The 23,582-nt window shown below is 68.6% G+C and carries 30 protein-coding genes and 1 pseudogene; 28 read left to right on the top strand and 3 right to left on the bottom strand.

The features are described 5' to 3' along the window. Positions 1-2: 2 nt before the first annotated feature. The 14 genes from mftG (at position 3) to H7I87_RS22725 (ending at position 10,486) form a co-directional block, all read left to right on the top strand. Entirely contained in the window at positions 3-1,442 is a 1,440-nt protein-coding gene (gene mftG, locus H7I87_RS22790; protein ID WP_009979103.1) for a mycofactocin dehydrogenase MftG, read from the top strand. A gap of 153 nt (positions 1,443-1,595) precedes the next feature. After that, positions 1,596-2,189: a TetR/AcrR family transcriptional regulator gene (locus H7I87_RS22785; RefSeq protein WP_080516368.1), complete on the top strand. Its 594-nt coding sequence runs from the start codon at positions 1,596-1,598 to the stop codon at positions 2,187-2,189. 350 nt (positions 2,190-2,539) lie between these two features. After that, the gene (gene rpsJ, locus H7I87_RS22780; RefSeq protein WP_003873519.1) at positions 2,540-2,845 is read left to right on the top strand and encodes a 30S ribosomal protein S10; all 306 of its coding nucleotides are present in this window, start codon (positions 2,540-2,542) and stop codon (positions 2,843-2,845) included. A 14-nt stretch (positions 2,846-2,859) separates the two neighbouring features. Then, complete coding sequence (gene rplC / locus H7I87_RS22775) at positions 2,860-3,513, top strand: 50S ribosomal protein L3 (RefSeq protein ID WP_003873518.1); 654 nt, start codon at positions 2,860-2,862, stop codon at positions 3,511-3,513. Further along, entirely contained in the window at positions 3,513-4,166 is a 654-nt protein-coding gene (gene rplD, locus H7I87_RS22770) for a 50S ribosomal protein L4 (protein ID WP_009979095.1), read from the top strand. Before rplC ends, rplD begins: the two co-directional genes overlap by 1 nt. Beyond that, positions 4,166-4,468 (top strand): 50S ribosomal protein L23, encoded by a 303-nt coding sequence (rplW, locus tag H7I87_RS22765; protein WP_003873516.1) that lies wholly within the window; start codon positions 4,166-4,168, stop codon positions 4,466-4,468. Before rplD ends, rplW begins: the two co-directional genes overlap by 1 nt. Positions 4,469-4,490: 22 nt before the next feature. Beyond that, positions 4,491-5,333, top strand: coding sequence for a 50S ribosomal protein L2 (rplB, locus tag H7I87_RS22760; RefSeq protein WP_003873515.1), 843 nt, complete (start codon positions 4,491-4,493; stop codon positions 5,331-5,333). 27 nt (positions 5,334-5,360) lie between these two features. After that, on the top strand, positions 5,361-5,642 hold the full coding sequence (gene rpsS, locus H7I87_RS22755; RefSeq protein ID WP_003873514.1) for a 30S ribosomal protein S19: 282 nt from the start codon (positions 5,361-5,363) through the stop codon (positions 5,640-5,642). Beyond that, the gene (gene rplV, locus H7I87_RS22750; protein ID WP_009979094.1) at positions 5,639-6,181 is read left to right on the top strand and encodes a 50S ribosomal protein L22; all 543 of its coding nucleotides are present in this window, start codon (positions 5,639-5,641) and stop codon (positions 6,179-6,181) included. Before rpsS ends, rplV begins: the two co-directional genes overlap by 4 nt. Next, positions 6,181-7,023, top strand: coding sequence for a 30S ribosomal protein S3 (gene rpsC, locus H7I87_RS22745; protein ID WP_011726078.1), 843 nt, complete (start codon positions 6,181-6,183; stop codon positions 7,021-7,023). Before rplV ends, rpsC begins: the two co-directional genes overlap by 1 nt. Positions 7,024-7,026: 3 nt before the next feature. Beyond that, positions 7,027-7,443, top strand: a complete 417-nt coding sequence (gene rplP, locus H7I87_RS22740; RefSeq protein ID WP_003873511.1) for a 50S ribosomal protein L16 — start codon at positions 7,027-7,029, stop codon at positions 7,441-7,443. Beyond that, complete coding sequence (gene rpmC, locus H7I87_RS22735) at positions 7,443-7,676, top strand: 50S ribosomal protein L29 (protein ID WP_003873510.1); 234 nt, start codon at positions 7,443-7,445, stop codon at positions 7,674-7,676. Before rplP ends, rpmC begins: the two co-directional genes overlap by 1 nt. Continuing rightward, positions 7,676-8,026: a 30S ribosomal protein S17 gene (gene rpsQ, locus H7I87_RS22730; RefSeq protein ID WP_003873509.1), complete on the top strand. Its 351-nt coding sequence runs from the start codon at positions 7,676-7,678 to the stop codon at positions 8,024-8,026. Before rpmC ends, rpsQ begins: the two co-directional genes overlap by 1 nt. 90 nt (positions 8,027-8,116) lie before the next feature. Beyond that, on the top strand, positions 8,117-10,486 hold the full coding sequence (locus tag H7I87_RS22725) for an arylsulfatase (protein ID WP_011726077.1): 2,370 nt from the start codon (positions 8,117-8,119) through the stop codon (positions 10,484-10,486). A 12-nt stretch (positions 10,487-10,498) separates the two neighbouring features. Here H7I87_RS22725 and pstS read toward each other — a convergent pair whose 3' ends face one another. Further along, a complete protein-coding gene (gene pstS / locus H7I87_RS22720; protein WP_011726076.1) occupies positions 10,499-11,626 on the bottom strand; it encodes a phosphate ABC transporter substrate-binding protein PstS in 1,128 nt (375 codons plus the stop codon). 267 nt (positions 11,627-11,893) lie between these two features. Here pstS and H7I87_RS22715 point away from each other — a divergent pair, with 267 nt between their 5' ends. From H7I87_RS22715 to H7I87_RS22700, 4 genes are all read left to right on the top strand, one after another. After that, a complete protein-coding gene (locus H7I87_RS22715; RefSeq protein WP_011726075.1) occupies positions 11,894-12,835 on the top strand; it encodes a DUF4436 domain-containing protein in 942 nt (313 codons plus the stop codon). 28 nt (positions 12,836-12,863) lie between these two features. Continuing rightward, positions 12,864-13,754, top strand: coding sequence for a formylglycine-generating enzyme family protein (locus H7I87_RS22710; RefSeq protein WP_011726074.1), 891 nt, complete (start codon positions 12,864-12,866; stop codon positions 13,752-13,754). 183 nt (positions 13,755-13,937) lie between these two features. Further along, entirely contained in the window at positions 13,938-14,825 is an 888-nt protein-coding gene (locus H7I87_RS22705) for a DUF4436 domain-containing protein (RefSeq protein ID WP_011726073.1), read from the top strand. Positions 14,826-14,912: 87 nt separating this feature from the next. Then, positions 14,913-16,415 (top strand): HNH endonuclease signature motif containing protein, encoded by a 1,503-nt coding sequence (locus H7I87_RS22700; RefSeq protein WP_011726072.1) that lies wholly within the window; start codon positions 14,913-14,915, stop codon positions 16,413-16,415. Positions 16,416-16,584: 169 nt separating this feature from the next. Here the strand turns inward: H7I87_RS22700 and H7I87_RS22695 are convergent. Continuing rightward, positions 16,585-18,119: pseudogene (locus tag H7I87_RS22695) on the bottom strand (IS1182 family transposase). 311 nt (positions 18,120-18,430) lie between these two features. Between H7I87_RS22695 and rplN the strand changes: the two are divergent. The 10 genes from rplN to rplO are packed head-to-tail and all read left to right on the top strand — an operon-like array spanning position 18,431 to position 22,612. Beyond that, complete coding sequence (gene rplN / locus H7I87_RS22690) at positions 18,431-18,799, top strand: 50S ribosomal protein L14 (protein ID WP_003403649.1); 369 nt, start codon at positions 18,431-18,433, stop codon at positions 18,797-18,799. Beyond that, positions 18,800-19,117, top strand: coding sequence for a 50S ribosomal protein L24 (gene rplX / locus H7I87_RS22685; protein ID WP_003873501.1), 318 nt, complete (start codon positions 18,800-18,802; stop codon positions 19,115-19,117). It abuts the gene before it with no gap. Position 19,118: 1 nt separating this feature from the next. Further along, positions 19,119-19,682, top strand: coding sequence for a 50S ribosomal protein L5 (gene rplE / locus H7I87_RS22680; RefSeq protein ID WP_003873500.1), 564 nt, complete (start codon positions 19,119-19,121; stop codon positions 19,680-19,682). Between the two features lie 4 nt (positions 19,683-19,686). Beyond that, positions 19,687-19,872 carry a type Z 30S ribosomal protein S14 gene (locus H7I87_RS22675; RefSeq protein WP_003873499.1) on the top strand — a complete coding sequence of 62 codons (186 nt, stop codon included), beginning with the start codon at positions 19,687-19,689 and terminating at the stop codon, positions 19,870-19,872. A 20-nt stretch (positions 19,873-19,892) separates the two neighbouring features. Next, complete coding sequence (gene rpsH, locus H7I87_RS22670) at positions 19,893-20,291, top strand: 30S ribosomal protein S8 (RefSeq protein ID WP_003873498.1); 399 nt, start codon at positions 19,893-19,895, stop codon at positions 20,289-20,291. Between the two features lie 10 nt (positions 20,292-20,301). Then, positions 20,302-20,841, top strand: a complete 540-nt coding sequence (rplF, locus tag H7I87_RS22665) for a 50S ribosomal protein L6 (RefSeq protein ID WP_003873497.1) — start codon at positions 20,302-20,304, stop codon at positions 20,839-20,841. Positions 20,842-20,882: 41 nt separating this feature from the next. After that, entirely contained in the window at positions 20,883-21,251 is a 369-nt protein-coding gene (gene rplR, locus H7I87_RS22660; RefSeq protein WP_003879452.1) for a 50S ribosomal protein L18, read from the top strand. Between the two features lie 37 nt (positions 21,252-21,288). Next, entirely contained in the window at positions 21,289-21,963 is a 675-nt protein-coding gene (gene rpsE, locus H7I87_RS22655) for a 30S ribosomal protein S5 (protein ID WP_003873495.1), read from the top strand. Next, positions 21,960-22,175 (top strand): 50S ribosomal protein L30, encoded by a 216-nt coding sequence (gene rpmD, locus H7I87_RS22650; protein ID WP_003873494.1) that lies wholly within the window; start codon positions 21,960-21,962, stop codon positions 22,173-22,175. The genes rpsE and rpmD overlap by 4 nt, the downstream gene beginning before the upstream one ends. Further along, positions 22,172-22,612, top strand: a complete 441-nt coding sequence (gene rplO, locus H7I87_RS22645; RefSeq protein ID WP_003873493.1) for a 50S ribosomal protein L15 — start codon at positions 22,172-22,174, stop codon at positions 22,610-22,612. The genes rpmD and rplO overlap by 4 nt, the downstream gene beginning before the upstream one ends. Positions 22,613-22,625: 13 nt before the next feature. Here rplO and H7I87_RS22640 read toward each other — a convergent pair whose 3' ends face one another. After that, positions 22,626-23,552 carry an LLM class flavin-dependent oxidoreductase gene (locus H7I87_RS22640; protein WP_023900708.1) on the bottom strand — a complete coding sequence of 309 codons (927 nt, stop codon included), beginning with the start codon at positions 23,550-23,552 and terminating at the stop codon, positions 22,626-22,628. Between the last annotated feature and the right edge of the window lie 30 nt (positions 23,553-23,582).

Raw genomic sequence — 23,582 nt, 5'->3', positions numbered from 1 at the left:
CCTTGAATGACGCCGTCTCGCACAGCGATGTGCTGATAGTCGGCGCCGGCAGCGCCGGATCGGTTGTCGCCGAACGTCTTTCCGCTGATCCAGGGTGCACGGTGACCGTGGTCGAGGCGGGCCCGTCCCTCGACGACCCGGCGCTGCTCGCCCGGACCGCCAACGGGCTGCAATTGCCGATCGGCGTCGGCAGCCCGCTGGTGCGCCGATACCAGACCCAGCTCACCGAGCGGCCCGCCCGCCGGCACCCGCTGGTGCGCGGCGCCACCATCGGCGGCTCGGGCGCGATCAACGGCGGCTACTTCTGCCGCGGGCTGCGCCGCGATTTCGACCGCCTCGGCCTGCCGGGCTGGGCATGGTCGGACGTGCTGGACAGCTTCCGCGCCATCGAGACCGACCTGGACTTCGACGGACCCGCGCACGGCCGCAGCGGCCCTATCCTGGTCCGCCGCACCCGCGAAATGACCGGAACCACAGAGCGTTTCATCGACGCCGCGCGGCGCGCCGGATTCGGCTGGATCGACGACCTCAATGACGCTGCGGCCCAACCGGTTTCGGGGATCGGCGCGGTCCCGCTGAACATCGTCGACGGCGTCCGCAAGGGCTCGGGTGCGGGGTATCTGATCCCCGCGCTGAGCCGGCCCAACCTGCGCGTGCAGGCGCACACCCGGGTGGCGCGGCTGCGTTTCGCCGGCACCGTCGCCCGGGGCGCCGACGTGGTCGGCCCGCACGGCCGGGCTACGCTGACCGCCGACCGAATCGTGTTGTGCGCCGGCGCCATTGAAACGGCGCACCTGCTGATGCTGTCCGGCATCGGCGAGCCGGGCATGCTGCGCGCCGCCGGGGTGCCGGTGCGCGTGGCGCTGCCGGTGGGGACGTCGTTCAGCGATCACGCCGAATGGGTGCTGCCCACCGATTGGCCGGTGGCTCCCGGACGGCCGGTGCTCGAGGTGGTGCTCAGCACCGCCGACGATCTCGAGATCAGGCCGTACACCGGCGGGTTCGTGGCGATGACCGGCGACGGAACCGCCGGGCACGCCGACTGGCCGCACCTCGGGGTGGCGCTGATGCAACCCCGCGCGCGGGGTTGCCTGACGCTGATGTCGGCCGATCCCGCCGTGCCGCCCCGCATCGAGCACCGCTACGACAGCGAGCCCGGCGACGTCGCCGCGCTGGCCCGCGGCGCCGAGTTGGCCCGCGAATTGGCCGGCGGCACAACCGATGCCGCGGCGGCCATCTGGTCGACCTCCCAACACCTTTGCGGCACGGCGCCGATGGGGGTCGACGGCGACCCGCGGGCGGTCGTCGACCCGCGGTGCCGGGTCCGCGGCATCGACAACCTGTGGGTGATCGACGGCTCGGTGCTGCCCGCCATCACCAGCCGCGGCCCGCACGCCACCATCGTGATGATCGGGCACCGGGCCGCGGAATTCGTGCGGTGACGCCCCACCCGGGAGCTATCGCCGGGCCCATCCAGACCGATAGTCTCGTAGCTCGACCGATGGTCTCGTTGGCAATACGGTTCGCAATACGGGAGGTGGCGCACAATTTCCGCCGCGACGTCCGATCCACGGCCCGCCCGGTCGCGGGCCCGGCTGCTCGAAGCCGCCGTCACGCTGCTGCGTGCCGGTGGTCCCAGCGCGGTGACGGTCGACGCGGTCACCCGCACCGCCAACGTGGCCCGGGCGACGCTGTACCGGCACTTCCCGAGCGGAAACGATCTGCTGGCGGCGGCGTTCAACAGCCTGATCCCGGCCTCGCCGACCCCGCCCGCCGAGGGGTCGCTGCGCGACCGGCTGGTCGCGGTGGTACTGGCCCAGGCCGAGGCCGTCGCCCAGGCCCCGACCATGATGACGGCCATGACCTGGCTGGCGCTGGGCCGCGACCTGGAGGCGTGGCCGCAACCCCGCGCCGACGACAGCGTGGCGATCACCACGCTGCGCGAGCGCATCGCCCAGCAGTACTCGGAGCCGTTCGACGTCATCTTCGACAGCCCGGAGGCCGCCGAACTGGGGGAGGTGGACCGGTCCCGGGCGATCGCCCTGCTGATCGGCCCGCTGGTGCTGGGCCGGCTGTCCACCCTGCCCGATTTCGACTACCGCGAGTGCGCGCTGGCGGCGGTGGACGGCTTCCTGCACGTCCAGTCCGCCCGGGCCAGGGCGGCGAGGGTCGAATCCGCAGGTGCCTGACGGCCGAATTTTGTTCGGGCCGGGATCTGAGGCATACTGTTCAGGTTGCCTTGAGCCGGGTTTTGCGCCTGGTCGGGCATACGACCAGCGTCCAAACGGGCGCGTCCGGTCCCATCCTTTGAGAGCGACGAATTTCGATCCCGAAATTTGCGCCGATGAGGCTGCGTGAGGGTGACACGCCCGACCGCGGGGGCCGGTGGACCACGACAGGTAAACAGCGGCGCACAATCCGGCGCAACGCTCGATCGGCCCAGAGTTGGCCGGCCCGATCGGCGCGCCGGTGGCACTGAGGACACGGATTAGTTGAGCCCGGACACCGGGCCTCAACGCGGAGTGAGGGTAGGAGAAGCGTGGCGGGACAGAAGATCCGCATCAGGCTTAAGGCCTACGACCATGAGGCTATCGACGCCTCGGCGCGCAAGATCGTCGAGACCGTCGTCCGCACGGGTGCCAGCGTCGTAGGGCCGGTGCCGCTGCCGACCGAGAAGAACGTGTATTGCGTCATCCGCTCCCCGCACAAGTACAAGGACTCGCGGGAGCACTTCGAGATGCGTACGCACAAGCGGCTGATCGACATCCTCGACCCGACGCCGAAGACCGTCGACGCGCTGATGCGCATCGACCTTCCGGCCAGTGTCGACGTCAACATCCAGTAGGGAGTTACAGAGCAATGGCGCGTAAGGGCATTCTCGGTACCAAGCTGGGCATGACGCAGGTATTCGACGAGAACAACAGGGTCGTGCCGGTGACGGTGGTCAAGGCCGGGCCGAACGTGGTGACCCGCATCCGCACGCCCGAGCAGGACGGCTACAGCGCGGTGCAGCTGGCGTACGGCGAGATCAGTCCGCGCAAGGTGAACAAGCCGGTGACCGGCCAGTACGCCGCGGCGGGCATCAACCCGCGCCGGTTTCTGGCCGAGCTGCGGCTGGACAACCCGGACGCGGCGGCCGAATACCAGGTCGGCCAGGAGCTGACGGCGGAGATCTTCACCGACGGCAGCTACGTCGACGTCACCGGAACCTCCAAGGGCAAGGGCTTCGCCGGAACCATGAAGCGGCACGGCTTCCGCGGTCAGGGCGCCAGCCACGGCGCCCAGGCGGTGCACCGGCGGCCGGGTTCCATCGGCGGCTGCGCCACCCCCGCCCGGGTGTTCAAGGGCACCAGGATGGCCGGCCGGATGGGCAACGACCGGGTGACGGTCCAGAACCTGTTGGTGCACAAGGTCGATACCGAGAACGGCGTGCTGCTGATCAAGGGCGCGGTCCCCGGCCGCACCGGCGGACTCGTCATGGTCCGCAGCGCGGTCAAACGAGGTGAGAAGTAATGGCACTCAAGCTTGACGTGAAGGCGCCGGGCGGCAAGGTCGAGGGTTCGATCGAGCTGCCGGCCGAATTGTTCGACGCCCCCGCCAACATCGCGCTGATGCACCAGGTGGTGACCGCGCAGCGGGCGGCGGCGCGTCAGGGCACGCACTCGACGAAGACGCGCGGCGACGTCAGCGGCGGTGGCCGTAAGCCGTACCGGCAGAAGGGAACCGGCCGGGCCCGTCAGGGTTCGACGCGCGCTCCGCAGTTCACCGGCGGTGGCGTGGTGCACGGCCCCAAGCCGCGCGACTACAGCCAGCGCACGCCCAAGAAGATGATCGCCGCCGCGCTGCGCGGCGCGCTGTCCGACCGGGCCCGCAACGGGCGCATCCACGCGATCACCGAGCTGGTGTCCGGCCAGACCCCGTCGACCAAGAGCGCCAAGGCGTTCCTGGGCACGCTGACCGAGCGCAAGCAGGTGCTGGTGGTGATCGGCCGCAGCGACGAAGCCGGCGCCAAGAGCGTGCGCAACCTGCCCGGTGTGCACATCCTGGCTCCCGACCAGCTCAACACCTACGACGTGCTGCGCGCCGACGACGTGGTGTTCAGCGTCGAGGCGCTGCGCGCCTACATCGCCGCCAACACCGGTACTCCCGAGGAGGTTTCGGCCTGATGGCGACCGTCACGGACCCCCGCGACATCATCTTGGCTCCGGTGATCTCGGAGAAGTCCTATTCGTTGCTCGACGACAACGTGTACACGTTCGTGGTGCACCCCGACTCGAACAAGACGCAGATCAAGATCGCCATCGAGAAGATCTTCTCGGTCAAGGTCGCCTCGGTGAACACCGCGAACCGGCAGGGCAAGCGCAAGCGCACCCGCACCGGTTTCGGCAAACGCAAGAGCACCAAGCGGGCCATCGTCACCCTGGCGCCGGGCAGCAAGCCGATCGATCTGTTCGGGGCACCGGCGTAGCGAGAGAAAGACCTGATTAGACATGGCAATTCGTAAGTACAAGCCGACGAGCCCGGGCCGTCGCGGCGCCAGCGTGTCCGATTTCTCCGAGGTCACTCGTTCCACCCCGGAGAAGTCGCTGGTGCGTCCGCTGCACGGTCACGGTGGCCGCAACGCGCACGGCCGCATCACCACCCGCCACAAGGGCGGCGGCCACAAGCGCGCCTACCGGGTGATCGACTTCCGCCGCAACGACAAAGACGGCGTCAACGCCAAGGTCGCGCACATCGAGTACGACCCCAACCGGACCGCCAACATCGCGCTGCTGCACTTCCTGGACGGCGAGAAGCGTTACATCATTGCCCCACAGGGACTCTCGCAGGGCGACGTGGTGGAGTCGGGTCCCAACGCCGACATCAAGCCCGGCAACAACCTGCCGTTGCGCAACATCCCGGCCGGTACCGTGATCCACGCGGTGGAACTGCGGCCCGGCGGTGGCGCCAAGCTGGCCCGGTCGGCCGGGTCCAGCATCCAGCTGCTCGGCAAGGAGGGCAGCTACGCGTCGCTGCGGATGCCGTCCGGCGAGATCCGCCGGGTCGACGTGCGCTGCCGCGCCACCGTCGGCGAGGTCGGCAACGCCGAGCAGGCCAACATCAACTGGGGCAAGGCCGGCCGCATGCGGTGGAAGGGCAAGCGCCCGTCCGTCCGCGGTGTGGTGATGAACCCGGTGGACCACCCGCACGGTGGTGGTGAGGGTAAGACCTCCGGTGGTCGCCACCCGGTGAGCCCCTGGGGCAAGCCGGAGGGCCGCACCCGCCACCCGAACAAGGCCAGCAACAAACTCATCGTCCGGCGCCGGCGCACCGGCAAGAAGCACGGTCGCTAGCGCGAGATGGAAGTTCAGGAGTAGCACATGCCACGCAGCCTGAAGAAGGGCCCGTTCGTCGACGGCCACCTGCTCAAGAAGGTGGACGCGCAGAACGAGAAGAACACCAAGCAGGTCATCAAGACATGGTCGCGGCGTTCCACGATCATTCCTGACTTCATCGGGCACACCTTCGCCGTGCACGACGGACGCAAGCACGTGCCGGTGTTCGTCACCGAGGCGATGGTCGGCCACAAGCTTGGTGAATTCGCGCCCACCCGCACCTTCAAGGGGCACATCAAGGACGACCGGAAGGCCAAACGGCGATGACCACAACGGAATTCCCTTCGGCGGTGGCCAAGGCACGCTTCGTGCGGGTGTCGCCGAGAAAGGCACGCCGGGTGATCGACCTGGTGCGCGGCCGCTCGGTGACCGACGCACTCGACATCCTGCGGTGGGCGCCGCAGGCCGCCAGTGAACCGGTGGCCAAGGTGATCGCCAGCGCCGCGGCCAACGCGCAGAACAACAATGGGCTGGACCCGGCCACCCTGGTGGTCGCCACCGTCTACGCCGACGAGGGCCCGACCGCCAAGCGCATCCGTCCGCGCGCGCAGGGGCGTGCGTTCCGAATCCGCAAGCGCACCAGTCACATCACCGTGGTGGTGGAAAGCCGGCCGGCCAAGGACCAGCGGTCGGCGAAGTCGTCCAGGACCCGCCGCGCCGAGGCCAGCAAGGCCGCCGCCAAGGCGCCGGCCAAGAAGGCCCCGGCCAAGAAGGCACCCGCCAAGAAGGCACCCGCGAAGACCGCGGCCAAGAAGACACCGGCGAAGACGTCTGAGACTTCTGACGCGAAGGGAGGCTCAGACTAGTGGGCCAGAAGATCAATCCGCACGGCTTCCGCCTCGGCATCACCACCGACTGGAAGTCCCGCTGGTACGCCGACAAGCAGTACGCGGACTACGTCAAGGAGGACGTCGCCATCCGCCGGCTGCTGTCGACCGGCCTGGAGCGGGCCGGTATCGCCGACGTGGAGATCGAGCGCACCCGCGACCGGGTCCGGGTGGACATCCACACCGCGCGTCCGGGCATCGTCATCGGCCGCCGCGGCACCGAGGCCGACCGGATCCGCGCCGACCTGGAGAAGCTGACCGGCAAGCAGGTGCAGCTCAACATCCTCGAGGTGAGAAACCCTGAGTCGCAAGCACAATTGGTGGCCCAGGGCGTGGCCGAGCAGTTGAGCAACCGGGTGGCGTTCCGCCGCGCGATGCGCAAGGCCATCCAGTCGGCGATGCGCCAGCCCAACGTCAAGGGCATCCGGGTGCAGTGCTCCGGCCGTCTCGGCGGCGCCGAGATGAGCCGCTCGGAGTTCTACCGCGAGGGCCGGGTGCCGCTGCACACGCTGCGCGCCGACATCGACTACGGGCTGTATGAGGCCAAGACCACCTTCGGTCGGATCGGTGTGAAGGTGTGGATCTACAAGGGAGACGTCGTCGGCGGCAAGCGCGAATTGGCCGCTGCCGCCCCGGCGGGCGCCGAGCGTCCGCGCCGCGAGCGCCCGTCGGGCACCCGCCCCCGGCGCAGTGGCGCGTCGGGCACCACGGCCACCGGCACCGAGGCCGGCCGCGCGGCCGCGAGCGCCGACGAGAGCACCGCGGCCGGGCAACCCGCCGAGGCCGCGCCCGCCGCCGAACCGCAAAGCACGGAGAGCTGAATCATGTTGATTCCCCGCAAGGTCAAGCACCGCAAGCAGCATCACCCCCGCCAGCGCGGCATCGCCAGCGGCGGCACGGCGGTGAACTTCGGTGACTACGGCATCCAGGCGTTAGAGCACGCCTACGTCACCAACCGGCAGATCGAGTCCGCGCGTATCGCGATCAACCGGCACATCAAGCGTGGCGGCAAGGTGTGGATCAACGTCTTCCCCGACCGCCCGCTGACCAAGAAGCCCGCCGAGACCCGGATGGGTTCGGGTAAGGGCTCACCGGAATGGTGGGTGGTCAACGTCAAGCCGGGCCGGGTGCTGTTCGAGCTCAGCTACCCCAACGAACAGACCGCCCGGGCGGCGCTGACCCGCGCGATCCACAAGTTGCCGATCAAGGCCCGCATCGTGACCCGAGAGGATCAGTTCTGATGGCAGTGGGAATTTCGCCTGGCGAACTGCGTGAGCTCACCGACGACGAGCTGACCGAGCGGTTGCGCGAATCCAAGGAAGAGCTGTTCAATCTGCGTTTCCAGATGGCGACCGGCCAGCTGACCAACAACCGCCGGCTGCGCACGGTGCGTCAGGAGATCGCGCGCGTCTACACCGTGCTGCGGGAACGTGAACTGGGCCTGGCAAGCGGGCCGGACGGTAAGGAATCGTGATGGCAGAAGCGAAGAAGGCCGCCCCCAAGAAGGCCGCCACGGCCGCGTCGAAGGACGCAGATGCCAAGGGGCCCAAGCACACTCCGCCCAACCCCAAGGTGCGGGGCCGGCGCAAGACCCGCATCGGCTACGTGGTGAGCGACAAGATGCAGAAGACCATCGTGGTCGAGCTGGAGGATCGGGTGAAGCACCCGCTGTACGGCAAGATCATCCGGACCACCAAGAAGGTCAAGGCGCACGACGAGAACAGCATCGCCGGGATCGGCGACCGCGTCTCGCTGATGGAGACCCGCCCGACGTCGGCGACCAAGCGTTGGCGGCTGGTCGAAATCCTGGAAAAGGCGAAGTAACCCCTCCCCGCAAGAGGCACCGAAACGCCCGGCCCCGGGTGTAGTCTGCACGCGACGCGCGGCGAGTCCGCGACGAGAGTGAGGCTGACGATGGTGGCTGGTTCGGGGCAATCCGCGGAATTTTCCGGCCGGGTCGAGCTCGACATCCGGGATTCCGAACCGGACTGGGGACCCTACGCCGCGCCGACCGCCCCGCCGAACGCGCCCAACATCCTGTATCTGGTCTGGGACGACACCGGGATCGCGACGTGGGACTGCTTCGGCGGTCTGGTGGAGATGCCGGCCATGTCGCGCATCGCCGAACGCGGCGTCCGGCTCTCGCAGTTCCACACCACCGCGCTGTGCTCGCCGACCCGGGCGGCGTTGCTCACCGGTCGCAACGCCACGACCGTCGGGATGGCCACCATCGAGGAGTTCACCGAGGGCTTCCCCAACGCCAACGGCCGCATCCCGTTCGACACCGCGCTGCTGTCCGAGGCGCTCGCCGAACACGGTTACAACACTTACTGTGTCGGCAAGTGGCACCTGACGCCGCTGGAAGAATCCAACATGGCCTCGACCAAGCGGCACTGGCCGACCTCGCGCGGCTTCGAGCGGTTCTACGGCTTCCTGGGCGGCGAGACCGATCAGTGGTACCCCGACCTGGTCTACGACAACCATCCGGTGAGCCCGCCGGCCACCCCGGAGGACGGCTACCACCTCTCCAAGGACCTCGCCGACAAGACGATCGAGTTCATCCGCGACGCCAAAGTGATTGCGCCGGAAAAGCCTTGGTTCTCCTATGTGTGCCCGGGCGCCGGGCACGCGCCGCATCACGTGTTCAAGGAATGGGCCGACCGTTACGCCGGCCGCTTCGACATGGGTTATGAGCGCTACCGCGAGGTGGTGCTGGAGCGGCAGAAGGCGATGGGGATCGTGCCGTCCGACACCGAATTGTCCCCGGTGAACCCGTATCTGGACGTGACGGGGCCGAGCGGCGAGCCCTGGCCGTTGCAGGACACGGTGCGGCCGTGGGACTCGCTGAACGACGAGGAGAAGAAGCTGTTCGCCCGGATGGCCGAGGTGTTCGCCGGCTTCCTGAGCTACACCGACGCCCAGATCGGCCGGATCCTGGACTATCTCGAGGAATCGGGCCAGTTGGACGACACCATCATCGTGGTGATCTCCGACAACGGCGCCAGCGGCGAGGGTGGCCCGAACGGATCGGTCAACGAGGGCAAGTTCTTCAACGGCTACATCGACACCGTCGAGGAAAGCATGAAGCTGTTCGATCAGCTCGGCGGGCCGCAGACCTACAACCATTACCCGATCGGCTGGGCGATGGCGTTCAACACCCCCTACAAGCTGTACAAGCGGTACGCCTCGCACGAGGGCGGCATCGCCGACACGGCGATCATCTCCTGGCCCAACGGAATCGCCGCGCACGGCGAGATCCGCGACAACTACGTCAACGTCTGCGACATCACCCCGACCGTGTACGACCTGCTGGGCATGTCCCCGCCGGAAACCGTCAAGGGGATCGCCCAGAAGCCGCTGGACGGCGTGAGTTTCAAAGCGGCCCTTGATGATCCGAACGCCGACACCGGAAAGACCACCCAGTTCTACACCATGCTGGGCACCCGCGGCATCTGGCATGAGGGCTGGTTCGCCAACACCGTGCACGCGGCCACCCCGGCCGGCTGGTCGCACTTCGACGCCGACCGCTGGGAGCTGTTCCACATCGAGGCCGACCGCAGCCAATGCCACGACCTGGCCGCCGAAAACCCGGACAAACTCGAAGAACTCAAGGCGTTGTGGTTCGCGGAGGCGGCCAGGTACAACGGGCTGCCGTTGTCGGACCTGAACATCCTGGAGACCATGACCCGGTCCCGGCCGTACCTGGTCGGCGAACGGGACAGCTATGTCTACTACCCCGACTGCGCCGACGTCGGCATCGGCGCCGCCGCCGAGATCCGCGGCCGATCGTTCTCGGTGCTGGCCGAGGCGACCGTCGACACCACCGGCGCCGAGGGGGTGCTGTTCAAGCAGGGCGGGGCGCACGGCGGGCACGTGCTGTTCATCCAGGACGGGCGGCTGCACTACGTCTACAACTTCCTCGGGGAACGCCAGCAGGAGGTCTCCTCGTCGGTGCCCGTGCCGCTGGGCAGGCATCTGTTCGGCGCCAGCTATGCACGGACGGGGACGGTCCCCGACAGCCACACCCCGCTCGGTGACCTGACGCTGTTCATCGACGACGAGGTCGTCGGCACCCTGGCCGGGGTGAGCACCCACCCGGGGACGTTCGGGCTGGCGGGTGCCGGAATCACCGTGGGCCGCAACGGCGGATCGGGGGTGTCCAGCCGGTTCAAGGCGCCGTTCGTGTTCACCGGCGGCACCATCGCCCGGGTCACCCTCGACCTGTCCGGCCGGCCCTATCGCGACGTGGAAACCGAGATCGCCCTTGCTTTTTCGCGGGACTGAAGCCGCGACCGGTCAGTCCGGGTTGGGCGCCTGCGGTGAGCTGATCGCGTCGACGGCGCCGGACACCTTGGCTTGAAAGTCCGCCGACAGCGGGATGTAGCCGGTCCTGGCCAACTCGACCTGCCCGGGCCCGATGGCGGCCTGCAGGAACGCCTTGACCGCCTTGGCCACGTCGAAGCCCGGGTATTTCGAGCACACGATCTCGTAGGTGGCCAACACGATCGGGTAGACGTCGGGCTGGGCGGGGTTGTAGAACGACGACAGGTCGAGCACCAGGTCGTTGCCGGTGCCGACGATCCGGGCGCCCTTGATCGTCTTGCCGAAGATATCGGTGCCGATCCGCACCGGACGCAGCGATCGGCGGCTCGCCGGCGTCTTGATCTCGGCGGCGAACAGGCCCTGCTGCAGCGCGAAGGACAATTCGTTGTAACTGATCGCACCCTCGGTGCTCTTGACGGCCGCGGCGGTGCCGGTGTTGCCGACGGCGCCGGTGCCCACGCCGCCGTTGAAGGTCTTGCCCGCGCCCTTGTTCCACACTCCGCCGGCGGCCGACTGCAGGTAGGCCTGGAAGTTGTCGGTGGTGCCCGAGCCGTCGCTGCGGTAGACGACGCGAATGTCCTCGGCCGGCATGGAGGCGTTGAGCAGGGCCAGGGCCGGATCGTCCCAGCGGGTGATGGTGCCGTTGAAGATCTTGGCCAGGGTGGGCGCGTCGAGCACCAACGAGTCGACCGCGGCCAGGTTGTAGGTGATGGCCAACGGGCCGAACACCACCGGCAGGTTCCAGGCGTCGGCTCCGCCGCAGCGTCGCTTGGCGGCGGCATACTGGTCGCCCGACAACGGCGTGTCCGACCCCGCGAAATCCGTTCTGCCCGCGAGGAAGTCGGCGATTCCGTTGCCCGACCCGTTGGCGGTGTAGTCGAGCGTCTGTCCCGGGCACGCGGTGCGGTAGGCGGCGATGAACCGGGTCATCGCGTTGGCCTGCGCGGTGGAGCCGCTGGCGGACAGGGTCTGCTTGCCGCCGCAATCGACCTTGGCGCCGGCGGTGTAGGGCAGGCTGGCGGGCGTCTCGCCGCACGCCGAGACCACCAGGGTGGTTGCCATCAGCACGCCGGCGATGACCGCCGATCGGGTGCGCATCACGACGAGGGCTCCTTGACAGTCCGGGTACCGAGATGTACCGCGACCGGATGAACAGGCAAACAAACGTCGGATGAACGAGTGCGCCGTCCCCGCCGGGCGGCGGGCCCGGCCTGTTCGGGCGGTGCGGTTTCGCTGGGCGGTGCGCCCAAGCGCGGCGTGCGGGCGAAAATTACCTACACATGACGAAATTCCCAAGCAGCCGCGCACCGGGGCCGAGTTCGCTAGCATCCCTGCTCTAGGGCCCGAATTCCCCTCTGGAGGTATGACATGACCCATCAAGCGCCCCCCGCGCCGCCGCCTTCGGTGCCCTCCGAGCAACCGCCCGCGGCACCGCCGGACGCCCCGCCCGCGCGGCGGCGCCGCCGCCCGGTCATCGCCGCGGCCGTCGTGCTGGGATTCGTTGCCGTGTACGTTCTTTCGCTGTTCGGTGTGCACCTGCTGGCCAAGACGGCCGGGCCGCTCAAGCCGCCGGACCTCAACGCCACCAGCGACACGGTGGTGCTGGTGCGGTTGGAGAAGCTGGACACCATCGCCAACCGGTTGACGGTCAAGGTGCTCGTGATCCCCGAGGAGTCGATGTTCGACAAACGCCTCGACGTGCTGACCACCGACACCGCGGTGCGGATGGACCCGCCGAACGACCTGGGCGACCTGCAGTATCCGGCCGGCAAGTCACCGGCGCAGGTGGCGACCACCATCGAGGCGCACGGCAACCCCAACAACTGGCCGTTCGACTCCTACCGCACCGACACCATGTCCGCCGAAGTTCTTGTGGGACAAGGGGATGCGCGCCACTACATCCCGGCGCGGGTGGAGGTCACCGGCGGGCTGGACGGCTGGGACGTCAGCGTGCAGCGGGTCGGCGAAGCCAGTCAGGAATCGGACCGCGCCGACAACGTCATCATCACGCTGCACCGGTCGAAGAGCACGCTGATCTTCGACGCGGGAATCTGCCTGGTGCTGTTCGCCTTGCCCGCCATGGCGCTGACCATCGCGCTGCTGATGCTGACCGGCAAGCGGGGCTTCCTGCCGCCGTTCGTGACCTGGTTCGCGGCGCTGCTGTTCGCCGTCATCCCCATCCGCAACTTCCTGCCCGGGTCACCGCCCGCCGGAGCCTGGGTGGACCAGGCCCTGGTGCTCTGGGTGCTGATCGCGCTGGTGACGTCGATGGTCCTGTTCCTGATCACCTGGTACCGGCGCACGGACTGAGTTCCCGTCAGGGTCCTACCCTGAAGGGGTGCGCAGCGAGCTGGCGGACCTGCCGGGCGGGTCGTTCCGGATGGGCTCGACGAGCTTCTATCCCGAAGAGGCGCCGATCCACACGGTGACGGTGGAGCCCTTCGCGATCGAACGCCACCCGGTGACCAACGCGCAGTTCGCCGAGTTCGTCGCCGCCACCGGCTACGTGACGGTGGCCGAGCAACCGATCGACCCGGCGCTGTACCCGGGCGCCGACCCGTCCCAATTACAGCCGGGTGCAATGGTTTTCCGGCCCACACCGGGGCCGGTGGACCTGCGCGACTGGAGGCAGTGGTGGCACTGGGTGCCCGGGGCCAGCTGGCGCCATCCTTTCGGGCCGGACAGCGACGTCGCCGATCGTGCCGACCATCCGGTGGTGCAGGTGGCCTACCCCGACGCCGCGGCCTACGCCCGCTGGGCGGGGCGGCGGCTGCCCACCGAGGCCGAGTGGGAATACGCCGCCCGCGCCGGGGCCACCACCACCTACCCCTGGGGCGACGAGCCCACCAGCGACGGCCGGCTGATGGCCAACACCTGGCAGGGCCGCTTCCCGTACCGCAACGACGGGGCGCTCGGCTGGGTGGGCACCTCGCCGGTCGGCGTCTTCGCGCCCAACGCGTTCGGCCTGCTCGACATGATCGGCAACGTCTGGGAGTGGACCACCACCGAATTCTCCACCCATCACCGGATCGGGGCGGCGACCAAGCCCTGCTGCGCCCCGTCGGGCCCCGCCGACCCGGGCGTCAACCAGACCTTGAAGGGCGGCAGCCATTTGTGCGCGCCGGAGTACTGCCACCGCTACCGCCCGGCGGCGCGTTCGCCGCAGTCGCAGGACTCGGCGACCACCCACATCGGCTTTCGCTGCGTGGCCGAAGTGGGTTCGAACTAGCAAACCCGGCGAGGCGTGAACGGCGGATGGCGGGACGGTGACGCCCGCGTGATGCCTTGGTGGACAAGAGATTTCACCGCGCACCGGACCCCTGCGTTCGCTAGCATCTGACGACATGTCGCACCGCGCAACCCAAATGGTGTTGGCCTGATGACAGCAACGGCGGTGGCAGCTCAAGCGCCCGTGACGAAGAAGCGGGACAGGCCGCGGATCGCGATCGGGGTGTGCATCCTGGCGGGCGTCGTCATCGTCTACGTGCTGTCGCTGTTCGGGGTGCATTTCCTGCAGCGCTCCGAGGGGCCGCTGCCGCCGCTGGATCTGAGCCAGGGCGGCGGGGACGCCACCATCGTGCAGTTGCGCCTCGAGGAGCTCAAGCCCGTCGCGAATCGGCTCTCGGTCAACGTCCTGGTCTATCCCGGAGTTGCCCAGTACGACAACCGATTCGACGTCTTGGCCAATGACGTGGCGGTGCGCCTTTATCCCACAAGCGATCTGGGCGATCTGCACTACCCCAAGGGCAAGGCGCCGGCGCAACTGAGCACCACCGTGGAGGCGCACGGCGATCCCGGGAACTGGCCGTTCGACTCCTACCGCACCGAGCCGATCTCCGCGGACGCGTTCGTCGGCTCCGGGGACAACCTGAAGAAGGTGCCCGCCCGGGTGGAAGTCACCGGGGCCCTGGACGGTTGGCAGATCACCGTCGACCGCGTCCGCGACCCCGCGGCGCTGCCGACGCAACGGGGCAGCGACAACGGCGACGTCGTCATCACGCTGAAGCGGGCCAAGGGGCCGCTGATCTTCGATCTCGGGATCTGCCTGGTGCTGATCAGCCTGCCCACCCTGGCGCTGCTGGTCGCGATTCCCATGGCGATGGGCCGACGCAAATTCCTGCCGCCGTTCGCCACCTGGTACGCGGCCAACCTGTTCGCCATCGTGCCGCTGCGCAACATCCTGCCCGGGGCGCCGCCGCCCGGGTCCTGGATCGACCAGGCGATCGTGCAGTGGGTGCTGATCGCGCTGGTGACGGCGATGACCCTGTACATCATCGCGTGGGTGCGGCAGGGCGACTGACGGCCGCGTACGCCCGGTGCGCCGGTTATCCACAGGTCGCGGTCCTGCCGAGCGCCCGAGTCGGCGGACGGTGCTACTCTCGAACATATGTGCGAAGACGCGACCGCCTGGTTCGACGAGCTGATGGAGCGGTGCTACCCGTCGGCGACGCCGGAGTCGGCGGCGCTGGTGCAGCGGATCGGTGTCTTCGCGCGGGTGGAGAACCGGGCGGCGGCCGAGCAGTTGGCGGCCATCGGGGAGTTGTTCGCCTATCGGCTGTCGCGCTGCTCGGAGTGCGAGGACTGGGCGGTCGACACCGAGGCCGCGGTGAGCGCGGAGGTGGCGGCCCAGCTGCGGATCGGGCAGGGGCTGGCCGCCGCCAAGGTGCGCTACGCGCGGGCGATGCGCGAACGGCTGCCCCGGGTGGGTGAGGTCTTTCGGGCCGGGGAGATCGACTTCCGGCTGTTCGCCACGATCGTGTATCGCACCGATCTGATCACCGATCGCCGGGTGCTGGCGGCCGTGGACGCCGAGTTGGCCGCGACGGCGGCGCGCTGGCCGTCGATGACCCGGGCGCGGTTGGCCGCCCGGGTGGACGCGGTGGTGGCCAAGGCCGACGCCGACGCGGTGCGGCGCACCGAGAAGCAGGCGGCGAGCCGGCACGTCTGGATCGCCGAGATGGGTGAGGGCCTGTCGCATCTGGAGGGCACGGTGTCGAGTCCCGACGCGCACGCGCTGGACAAACGACTGGATGCGTTGGCCGCCACGGTGTGCGAGCACGACCCGCGCACTGGTGAGCAGCGCCGCGCCGACGCGCTGGGGGCGCTGGCCGCCGGGGCCGACCGGTTGGGCTGCCGGTGTGGCCGCGCCGATTGTGCGGCCGGTACGCGGCCCGCCGCCGGGCCGGTGGTGATCCACCTGATCGCCGAGCGGGCCAGCGTCGAGGGCACCGGCGGCGGGCCGGCGGTCGAGGTCGGCGCCGAGGGTCTCCTCCCGGCGCAGCTGGTCGCCGAGCTGGCCGCGTCGGCCAGGCTGATGCCGCTGGTCCACCCCGCCGATGCGCCGCCGGAGAACCGGTACACGCCGTCGGCGGCGCTGGCCGACTTCGTGCGCTGCCGGGATTTGACCTGCCGCTGGCCCGGCTGCGACCGCCCGGCCACCGAGTGCGACCTGGACCATACGATTCCCTATGCCGAGGGCGGGCCCACCCACGCGTCAAACCTCAAGTGCTACTGCAGAACTCACCATTTGGTGAAGACCTTCTGGGGCTGGCGGGAACAGCAGCTGCCGGATGCGACGCTGATCCTGACCTCGCCGGCCGGGCGGACCTATGTCACCACCCCGGGCAGCGCGCTGCTGTTCCCGTCGTTGTGCGTGCCCACCGGTGAGCCGGCCCGGCCGGTCGCGGCCGGATCCCAGCCCTGCGGTGAGCGCACCGCGATGATGCCCACCCGCCGGCGCACCCGCGGCCAAAATCGCGCCGCCCGGGTGGCCGCCGAACGCCGGGCCAACCGCGCCGCCCGGCTGGCCCGGGCAACTCGGCCGGCCCCTGCGGCGAGCCAGTCCTGGCCGGCCGGCCATGGGCCCGACGCCGACCCGCCGCCGTTCTAGCTGCTCTAGGAGCCTGCTGAATTAGGGGATGTTTTGGGGCGGGGCGTCTCGAACCGTCTAGCGGCGTGTTGTAGTCAGACCCTGTGGGTCGACAGAAAAGAGATCGCCCCGCCGTTGTTGAGCGTGGCAGCGGTCGGCGGTTGAGGCAAGGCCTTGGTGTGAGGGCGTGTTAGGCGATGGCCCAGGTGGTGTCGGTGCGGGTCAGGCCCATGGTGAGCAGCCGACGTAGGTTCAGTGCTGCGGCGCGGTGGTGCAGCCAATGGTTGTTTTTGGCGGTTCCTCGGTAGCGGAGCTTGCGGTTGCCGCGAGTGAGCCAGGCCATTGAGCGTTCCACCATGGGCCGGTGTTGGCGGTATTCGGCTTGCCAATCGGGGTCGCGGGCCGCGACGCGAGCAGCGCGCAATAATTGCTCGTGGATATGAAGGGTGAGTTTGCGTCCGCGCGTGGCGGTCGTGCACCGGGACGCCAACGGGCATGAGCGACAGTATCTTTCGAAGGTGACTCCGCCACTGGGACGGATCGGCATTCCGTGTCCAGCCGGGCAGGTCACGATGCGGGCGTCGAAATCGATGAGGAAATCGTCGCTGGTGAAGCCACCCGGAACCGGCGGGCGTAGCGGTAGCGGTTTGATCACCGCGACATGGCCGGCGTCGGCCAGTGCCGCCCGGGCGGCCCCGGTGCCATACGCCGAATCGCCCAGGACCCGCACCGGGGTGTGTTCACCCTCGAGCAGGCTCAGCCCGACGACGGCCTCGTGGTTGTCCGCGCCGCTGGCCTTGGTCAACGCGCAATCGGTGATGATTCCGGTGTCGGGCTCGACGGCAAGGTGGGCTTTGAAGCCGTCCTGGCGGCGGTGCACCGTCTTGTGAGCGTGCCGCGTGTCGGCATCGACGGTGGAGATCACGCGATCCCCACTGACCTGCTGCGCGATGCGCCAGTGCCCGTCGGTGCCATCAGAGCCCTCGACCGGTTCAACGTCTTGACCGGCGATCAACGCCAACAACGCCACCGCCTCAGCAGCCCGCGGCGCGAGTTCCTGGTCAGGCAGATAGCCCAGCACCCGGTGAGCATCACCGACCAAACCATCCACCAGCCGATCCCGAGCGGCCTTATCCTCCCACGCAATCGCGGGTTTCCCCGGATCGTCGTAATCATGGGCGCTGCAGTGGGCTTCGATCACCGCTGCAGCGCCAGGGACTTCGCGGCGCACTCGTCGGATCGCGGCGATCAACTGCGTCACGGTGTCCTGCGTGGCCACCGCATCGTCGAGCACCGTGGAATCCAAGGCCCGCCGTGTCTTGCCCGCCAACACCCCGGTCTCGGCCACCACCGTCTTGACCGCCTCAAAGATCCGGTTGGGCCGATCCGAAGCCGCCAATACGTCAACGTCGTCGAATGAAACGCGCCCGCCGTGATCGGCAACCCGCACGCTGCTTTCCAGCGCAGATCGAAAGTCACCGCATCCACGGTCTCGTTATCCGAAAAACCGTGCAGGGCCTGCAAGGTGATCACCGAGGCCATCACCTCAGCCGGCACGCTGGGCCGGCCCCGCTGCGACGGGAACAAGTCCGCGAACATCTCCTCGGGAAACAACTCGCTGCGGTGCGCCGCCAGGAACGCAAACATGCTGTCGGCCTTCAGAAGATGCCCGGCAACCGACTCCGCATCCAACAACTCACGCTGATCATCAGAGCGACCCTGCACCCAACAATCATCCCCAAAACCCCAGGACAACTCGTCCCGCCACGCGGAATTAATTCAGCAGGCTCCTAGCTGCGAAATCTCGCCGGCTGAGAGCCCTGCACCCGGAATTTGGCTCTGAGCTGGTCGTCCCCTAGACTCTAGGGGTTGCCTTGGGCAGACCTCGGCCGGTGCGAATCGGCCCCGCGTGCCCTTCGGTGACTAACCGCTTTACAAGACCGCGCACGTCAGGTTTTTTTGGTGGGTCATGCTCGCCGAATGCCCACTTCGGTGGGTTCTCCTGCCGTGTACACGCAACCAGGTCAGGAGATCGAGTGATTCAGCAGGAATCGCGGCTGAAGGTCGCCGACAACACCGGCGCCAAGGAGATCTTGTGCATCCGTGTGCTCGGCGGTTCGTCGCGACGCTACGCCGGCATCGGTGACGTCATCGTCGCCACCGTCAAGGACGCCATCCCCGGCGGCAACGTCAAGCGAGGGGACGTCGTCAAGGCCGTCGTGGTGCGCACCGTCAAGGAGCGCCGGCGTCCCGACGGCAGCTACATCAAGTTCGACGAGAACGCCGCGGTGATCATCAAGCCCGACAACGACCCGCGCGGGACGCGCATCTTCGGGCCGGTCGGCCGGGAACTGCGCGAGAAGCGGTTCATGAAGATCATCTCGCTCGCCCCGGAGGTGTTGTAAATGAAGGTCCGCAAAGGCGACACCGTCCTGGTCATCGCCGGCAAAGACAAGGGCGCCAAGGGCAAGGTGCTCAAGGCCTACCCGGACCGCGAGCGCGTCCTGGTCGAGGGCGTCAACCGGATCAAGAAGCACACCGCGATCTCGACCAACCAGCGTGGCGCCCAGTCCGGTGGCATCGTCACCCAGGAAGCGCCCATCCACGTCTCCAACGTCATGGTGGTCGACTCCGACGGCAAGCCCGCCCGGGTCGGCTACCGCCTCGACGAGGAGACCGGCAAGCGCGTCCGTATCTCCAAGCGCAACGGCAAGGACATCTGAGATGACCACGACAGAGAAAGTTCAGCCGCGCCTGAAAGAGCGCTACCGCAACGAGATTCGCGATTCGCTGCAGCAGCAGTTCGGATACGCCAACGTCATGCAGATCCCGACGGTGACCAAGGTCGTGGTCAACATGGGCATCGGTGAGGCGGCGCGCGACGCGAAGCTGATCAACGGTGCCGTCAACGACCTGGCGCTGATCACCGGGCAACGGCCCGAGATCCGCCGGGCGCGCAAGTCCATCGCGCAGTTCAAGCTGCGCGAGGGCATGCCGATCGGCGCCCGGGTCACCCTGCGCGGGGACCGGATGTGGGAGTTCCTCGACCGGCTCACCTCGATCGCGCTGCCCCGTATTCGCGACTTCCGCGGGCTCTCGCCCAAGCAGTTCGACGGTGTCGGCAACTACACCTTCGGGCTGGCCGAGCAGTCGGTGTTCCACGAGATCGATGTGGACAAGATCGACCGGGTCCGCGGCATGGACATCAACGTCGTCACCTCGGCGACGACTGACGACGAAGGACGAGCGCTGTTGCGGGCCCTCGGCTTTCCCTTCAAGGAGAACTGAGCAGATGGCAAAGAAGGCACTGGTCAACAAGGCCGCACGCAAGCCGAAGTTCGCGGTGCGCGGCTACACACGCTGCAACAAGTGCGGCCGGCCGCGCGCGGTCTTCCGCAAATTCGGTCTGTGCAGGATCTGCCTGCGCGAGATGGCGCATGCGGGCGAGCTGCCCGGCGTGCAGAAGAGCAGCTGGTGACGGGACACAGGGGCTAAACCATGACTATGACGGACCCGATCGCAGACTTCTTGACCCGTCTGCGCAACGCCAATTCGGCGTATCACGACGAGGTGACGTTGCCGCACTCCAAGCTCAAGGCCAACATCGCCCAGATCCTCAAGAACGAGGGTTACATCAGCGACTTCCGGACCGAGGATGCCCGGGTTGGCAAGTCGCTGATCGTTCAGCTCAAGTACGGCCCGAGCCGGGAGCGCAGCATCGCCGGCTTGCGCCGCGTGTCCAAGCCCGGTTTGCGGGTGTACGCGAAATCCACCAACCTGCCGCGCGTTCTGGGCGGCCTGGGCGTGGCGATCATCTCCACCTCCTCGGGCCTGCTCACCGATCGCCAGGCGGCCCGGCAGGGCGTGGGCGGCGAAGTCCTCGCGTACGTGTGGTGAGGGGGTAGACATGTCGCGTATTGGTAAGCAACCGGTTCCGGTCCCCGCCGGAGTCGACGTCACCATCGACGGCCAGAAGGTCTCGGTGAAGGGACCCAAGGGCACCCTGGATCTGACCGTCGCCGAGCCGATCACCGTGTCGCGCAACGACGACGGCGCGATCGTGGTGACCCGCCCCAACGACGAGCGGCGCAACCGCTCGCTGCACGGGCTGTCCCGCACCCTGGTGTCCAACCTCGTCACCGGCGTGACCCAGGGCTACACCACGAAGATGGAGATCTTCGGCGTCGGTTACCGGGTGCAGCTCAAGGGCTCCAACCTCGAGTTCGCGCTGGGCTACAGCCACCCCGTGGTGATCGAGGCGCCCGAGGGCATCACCTTCGCCGTCCAGTCCCCGACGAAGTTCTCCATCAGCGGGATCGACAAGCAGAAGGTCGGCCAGATCTCGGCGAACATCCGCCGCCTGCGCCGCCCCGACCCGTACAAGGGCAAGGGCGTGCGCTACGAGGGCGAGCAGATCCGCCGCAAGGTCGGAAAGACAGGTAAGTAACCATGGCGCAAACACAAGCTGACACCGCCGCGCGAAAGCCGGTGGGGCAGAGCGTATCCGCGACCCGGCGCGTCTCTCGGCTGCGCCGGCACGCGCGGCTGCGCAAGAAGATCGCGGGTACCCCCGAGCGGCCGCGGCTGGTGGTCAACCGGTCGGCGCGGCACATCCACGTGCAACTGGTCAACGACGAGAACGGCACCACGGTGGCCGCCGCGTCGTCGATCGAGGACGACGTGCGCAGCCTGCAGGGAGACAAGAAGGCCCGCAGCGTGCGGGTCGGCCAGCTGATCGCCGAGCGGGCCAAGGCCGCCGGTATCGACAGCGTGGTCTTCGACCGCGGCGGATACACCTACGGCGGACGGATCGCGGCGCTGGCCGACGCCGCCCGCGAGAACGGATTGCAATTCTGATGATCGAGAACTTGAACACGACTGGAAGGACCGCATGATGGCGGAGCAGCCGGCCGGCGGACAGGGCGCCGGCGACAGCCGCGACTCGCGCGGTGACCGCGACAGCCGCGGTCGGCGCGGCGACGGCGGTCGTGGGGGCCGCGACCGCGACGGCGACAAGAGCAACTACCTGGAGCGCGTCGTCGCCATCAACCGGGTCTCCAAGGTGGTCAAGGGCGGTCGGCGATTCAGCTTCACCGCACTGGTGATCGTCGGCGACGGCAACGGCATGGTCGGTGTCGGCTACGGCAAGGCCAAGGAAGTTCCCGCCGCCATCGCCAAGGGCGTGGAGGAGGCCCGCAAGGGCTTCTTCCGGGTGCCGCTGATCCGCGGGACCATCACCCACCCGGTGCAGGGCGAGGCGGCCGCCGGCGTGGTGCTGCTGCGCCCGGCCAGCCCGGGTACCGGTGTGATCGCCGGCGGCGCCGCCCGCGCGGTGCTGGAATGCGCCGGGGTGCACGACATCCTGGCCAAATCGCTGGGCAGCGACAACGCCATCAACGTGGTGCACGCGACCGTGGCCGCGCTCAAGCTGCTGCAGCGGCCCGAGGAGGTGGCCGCGCGGCGCGGCCTGCCCATCGAGGACGTGGCGCCGGCCGGAATGCTCAAGGCGCGCCGGGAAAGTGACGCGCTGGCCAGTGCGGCGGCGGCGAGAGAGGCGGCGGCGCAATGAGTCAACTGAAGATCACCCAGGTGCGCAGCACCATCGGAGCCCGCTGGAAGCAGCGCGAGTCCCTGCGCACCCTGGGCCTGCGGCGGATCCGCCACTCGGTGATCCGCGAGGACAACCCGCAGACCCGCGGTCTGATCGCGGTGGTCAGCCACCTCGTCGAGGTGGCGCCGGCCGACGCGAGCTCCGCGGGCACCGGAGGTAGCAAGAAATGACGATCAAGCTGCACGACCTCAAGCCGGCGCGCGGATCGAAGACCCCCCGCACCCGGGTCGGCCGCGGTGAGGGCTCCAAGGGCAAGACCGCCGGCCGCGGCACCAAGGGCACCAAGGCCCGCAAGAACGTGCCGGTGACCTTCGAGGGTGGGCAGATGCCGATCCACATGCGGCTGCCCAAGCTCAAGGGATTCCGTAACCGGTTCCGCACCGAGTACGAGATCGTCAACGTCGGCGACATCAATCGCCTTTTCCCGCAAGGCGGTTCGGTCGGGGTGGACGAGCTGGTGGCCAAGGGCGCGGTCCGGCGCAACTCGCTGGTCAAGGTTCTCGGCGACGGCAAGCTGACCGTGAAGGTCGAGGTGTCCGCGCACAAGTTCAGCGGCAGCGCACGCGAGAAGATCACCGCCGCGGGCGGCTCGGTCACCGAGCTGTAGTCGGCCCGCGCGGCTAATTCAGCTGCGGAATCACTTCCGCGGCAAGGCGTTCCATCTGCTCGTGGTTCTCCGCGACATCGGCGCCGACGGGGTTCAGTAGCAGCGTCTGCGCCCCGGCGTCGATGACCTCGCGCAGCCCCCGGACCACGTCCCCGGGCGTGCCGGACACCGGCACGTCGGCCACGCCGGGCATCCGCCCGTAGATGCGGCCCAGCCCGGCCAGCACCCGCTCGCGGGCCCGCGCCGCGTCGTCGTCGACCGTCAGGTAAACCCTTTTGCCGATCGTGAATTCGGCCGGGTCCCTTTGCTGTTCGTCGAGTTCGCGGCGCAGCACGGCCACCGCCCCGGCGAACGCCTCGGTGGTCGAGGAGCCCGCGCCCATGAACGCGTCGCCGTGCCGGACCGCGCGCGCCAGCGCCTTCGGCGCCAGCCCGCCGAACCAAATCGGCGGGTGCGGGCGCTGCACCGGCTTGGGCGCGATCGGCAGGTCGTCGACGTCGCGGAACCGCCCGTGAAACGTCACCCGCGGGTCGTCGGACCAAGCCGCCTTCATCAGCTTCAAGCCCTCGGTGAAATACGCGACGAAGGTGTCCTTGTCGACTCCGAAGGCGGCGAACTTGCGGGTGCCGCCGCCGGGTGCGACGCCAATGTCCAACCGGCCGTGGCTGAGTCGGTCCACGGCGGTGACCGCCGAGGCCAGCTGCAGCGGATCGTGCAGCGACGTCACCAACACCGCGACCCCGAGCCGCAGCCGCTCGGTGCAGGCCGCGCAGTAGGCGAGCAGCTCCAGCGGCGCCAGCAGCGGCGCCGGACCGATGATCTGCTCGAGCACCCAGCCGCCCTCGAACCCGAGCTGCTCGGCGCGCGTCAAAAAGGAACGCAGCCCCGCCCCGTCGAAGCCGTCGTAGTCGAACTGGGGGATGGCGATGGAAAACCTCACCCGACCACCGTACGGCCGTTCGTCGGTAGT

The organism is Mycobacterium timonense (assembly GCF_025821985.1).
GTDB lineage: Bacteria > Actinomycetota > Actinomycetes > Mycobacteriales > Mycobacteriaceae > Mycobacterium > Mycobacterium avium.
The sequence above is the reverse complement of the archived record's forward strand: the minus strand, read 5'-3'. Positions and strand labels throughout refer to the sequence as shown.

What these genes read in the sequence shown, in the direction of transcription:
- rplC (WP_003873518.1), top strand. Translation starts at nt 2,860, where the DNA reads ATGGCGCGTAAGGGCATTCTCGGTACCAAGCTGGGCATGACGCAGGTA.
- rplD (WP_009979095.1), top strand. Translation starts at nt 3,513, where the DNA reads ATGGCACTCAAGCTTGACGTGAAGGCGCCGGGCGGCAAGGTCGAGGGT.
- rplW (WP_003873516.1), top strand. Translation starts at nt 4,166, where the DNA reads ATGGCGACCGTCACGGACCCCCGCGACATCATCTTGGCTCCGGTGATC.
- rplB (WP_003873515.1), top strand. Translation starts at nt 4,491, where the DNA reads ATGGCAATTCGTAAGTACAAGCCGACGAGCCCGGGCCGTCGCGGCGCC.
- rpsS (WP_003873514.1), top strand. Translation starts at nt 5,361, where the DNA reads ATGCCACGCAGCCTGAAGAAGGGCCCGTTCGTCGACGGCCACCTGCTC.
- rplV (WP_009979094.1), top strand. Translation starts at nt 5,639, where the DNA reads ATGACCACAACGGAATTCCCTTCGGCGGTGGCCAAGGCACGCTTCGTG.
- rplP (WP_003873511.1), top strand. Translation starts at nt 7,027, where the DNA reads ATGTTGATTCCCCGCAAGGTCAAGCACCGCAAGCAGCATCACCCCCGC.
- rpmC (WP_003873510.1), top strand. Translation starts at nt 7,443, where the DNA reads ATGGCAGTGGGAATTTCGCCTGGCGAACTGCGTGAGCTCACCGACGAC.
- rpsQ (WP_003873509.1), top strand. Translation starts at nt 7,676, where the DNA reads ATGGCAGAAGCGAAGAAGGCCGCCCCCAAGAAGGCCGCCACGGCCGCG.
- H7I87_RS22725 (WP_011726077.1), top strand. Translation starts at nt 8,117, where the DNA reads ATGGTGGCTGGTTCGGGGCAATCCGCGGAATTTTCCGGCCGGGTCGAG.
- H7I87_RS22715 (WP_011726075.1), top strand. Translation starts at nt 11,894, where the DNA reads ATGACCCATCAAGCGCCCCCCGCGCCGCCGCCTTCGGTGCCCTCCGAG.
- H7I87_RS22700 (WP_011726072.1), top strand. Translation starts at nt 14,913, where the DNA reads ATGTGCGAAGACGCGACCGCCTGGTTCGACGAGCTGATGGAGCGGTGC.
- rplX (WP_003873501.1), top strand. Translation starts at nt 18,800, where the DNA reads ATGAAGGTCCGCAAAGGCGACACCGTCCTGGTCATCGCCGGCAAAGAC.
- rplE (WP_003873500.1), top strand. Translation starts at nt 19,119, where the DNA reads ATGACCACGACAGAGAAAGTTCAGCCGCGCCTGAAAGAGCGCTACCGC.
- H7I87_RS22675 (WP_003873499.1), top strand. Translation starts at nt 19,687, where the DNA reads ATGGCAAAGAAGGCACTGGTCAACAAGGCCGCACGCAAGCCGAAGTTC.
- rpsH (WP_003873498.1), top strand. Translation starts at nt 19,893, where the DNA reads ATGACTATGACGGACCCGATCGCAGACTTCTTGACCCGTCTGCGCAAC.
- rplF (WP_003873497.1), top strand. Translation starts at nt 20,302, where the DNA reads ATGTCGCGTATTGGTAAGCAACCGGTTCCGGTCCCCGCCGGAGTCGAC.
- rpsE (WP_003873495.1), top strand. Translation starts at nt 21,289, where the DNA reads ATGGCGGAGCAGCCGGCCGGCGGACAGGGCGCCGGCGACAGCCGCGAC.
- rpmD (WP_003873494.1), top strand. Translation starts at nt 21,960, where the DNA reads ATGAGTCAACTGAAGATCACCCAGGTGCGCAGCACCATCGGAGCCCGC.
- rplO (WP_003873493.1), top strand. Translation starts at nt 22,172, where the DNA reads ATGACGATCAAGCTGCACGACCTCAAGCCGGCGCGCGGATCGAAGACC.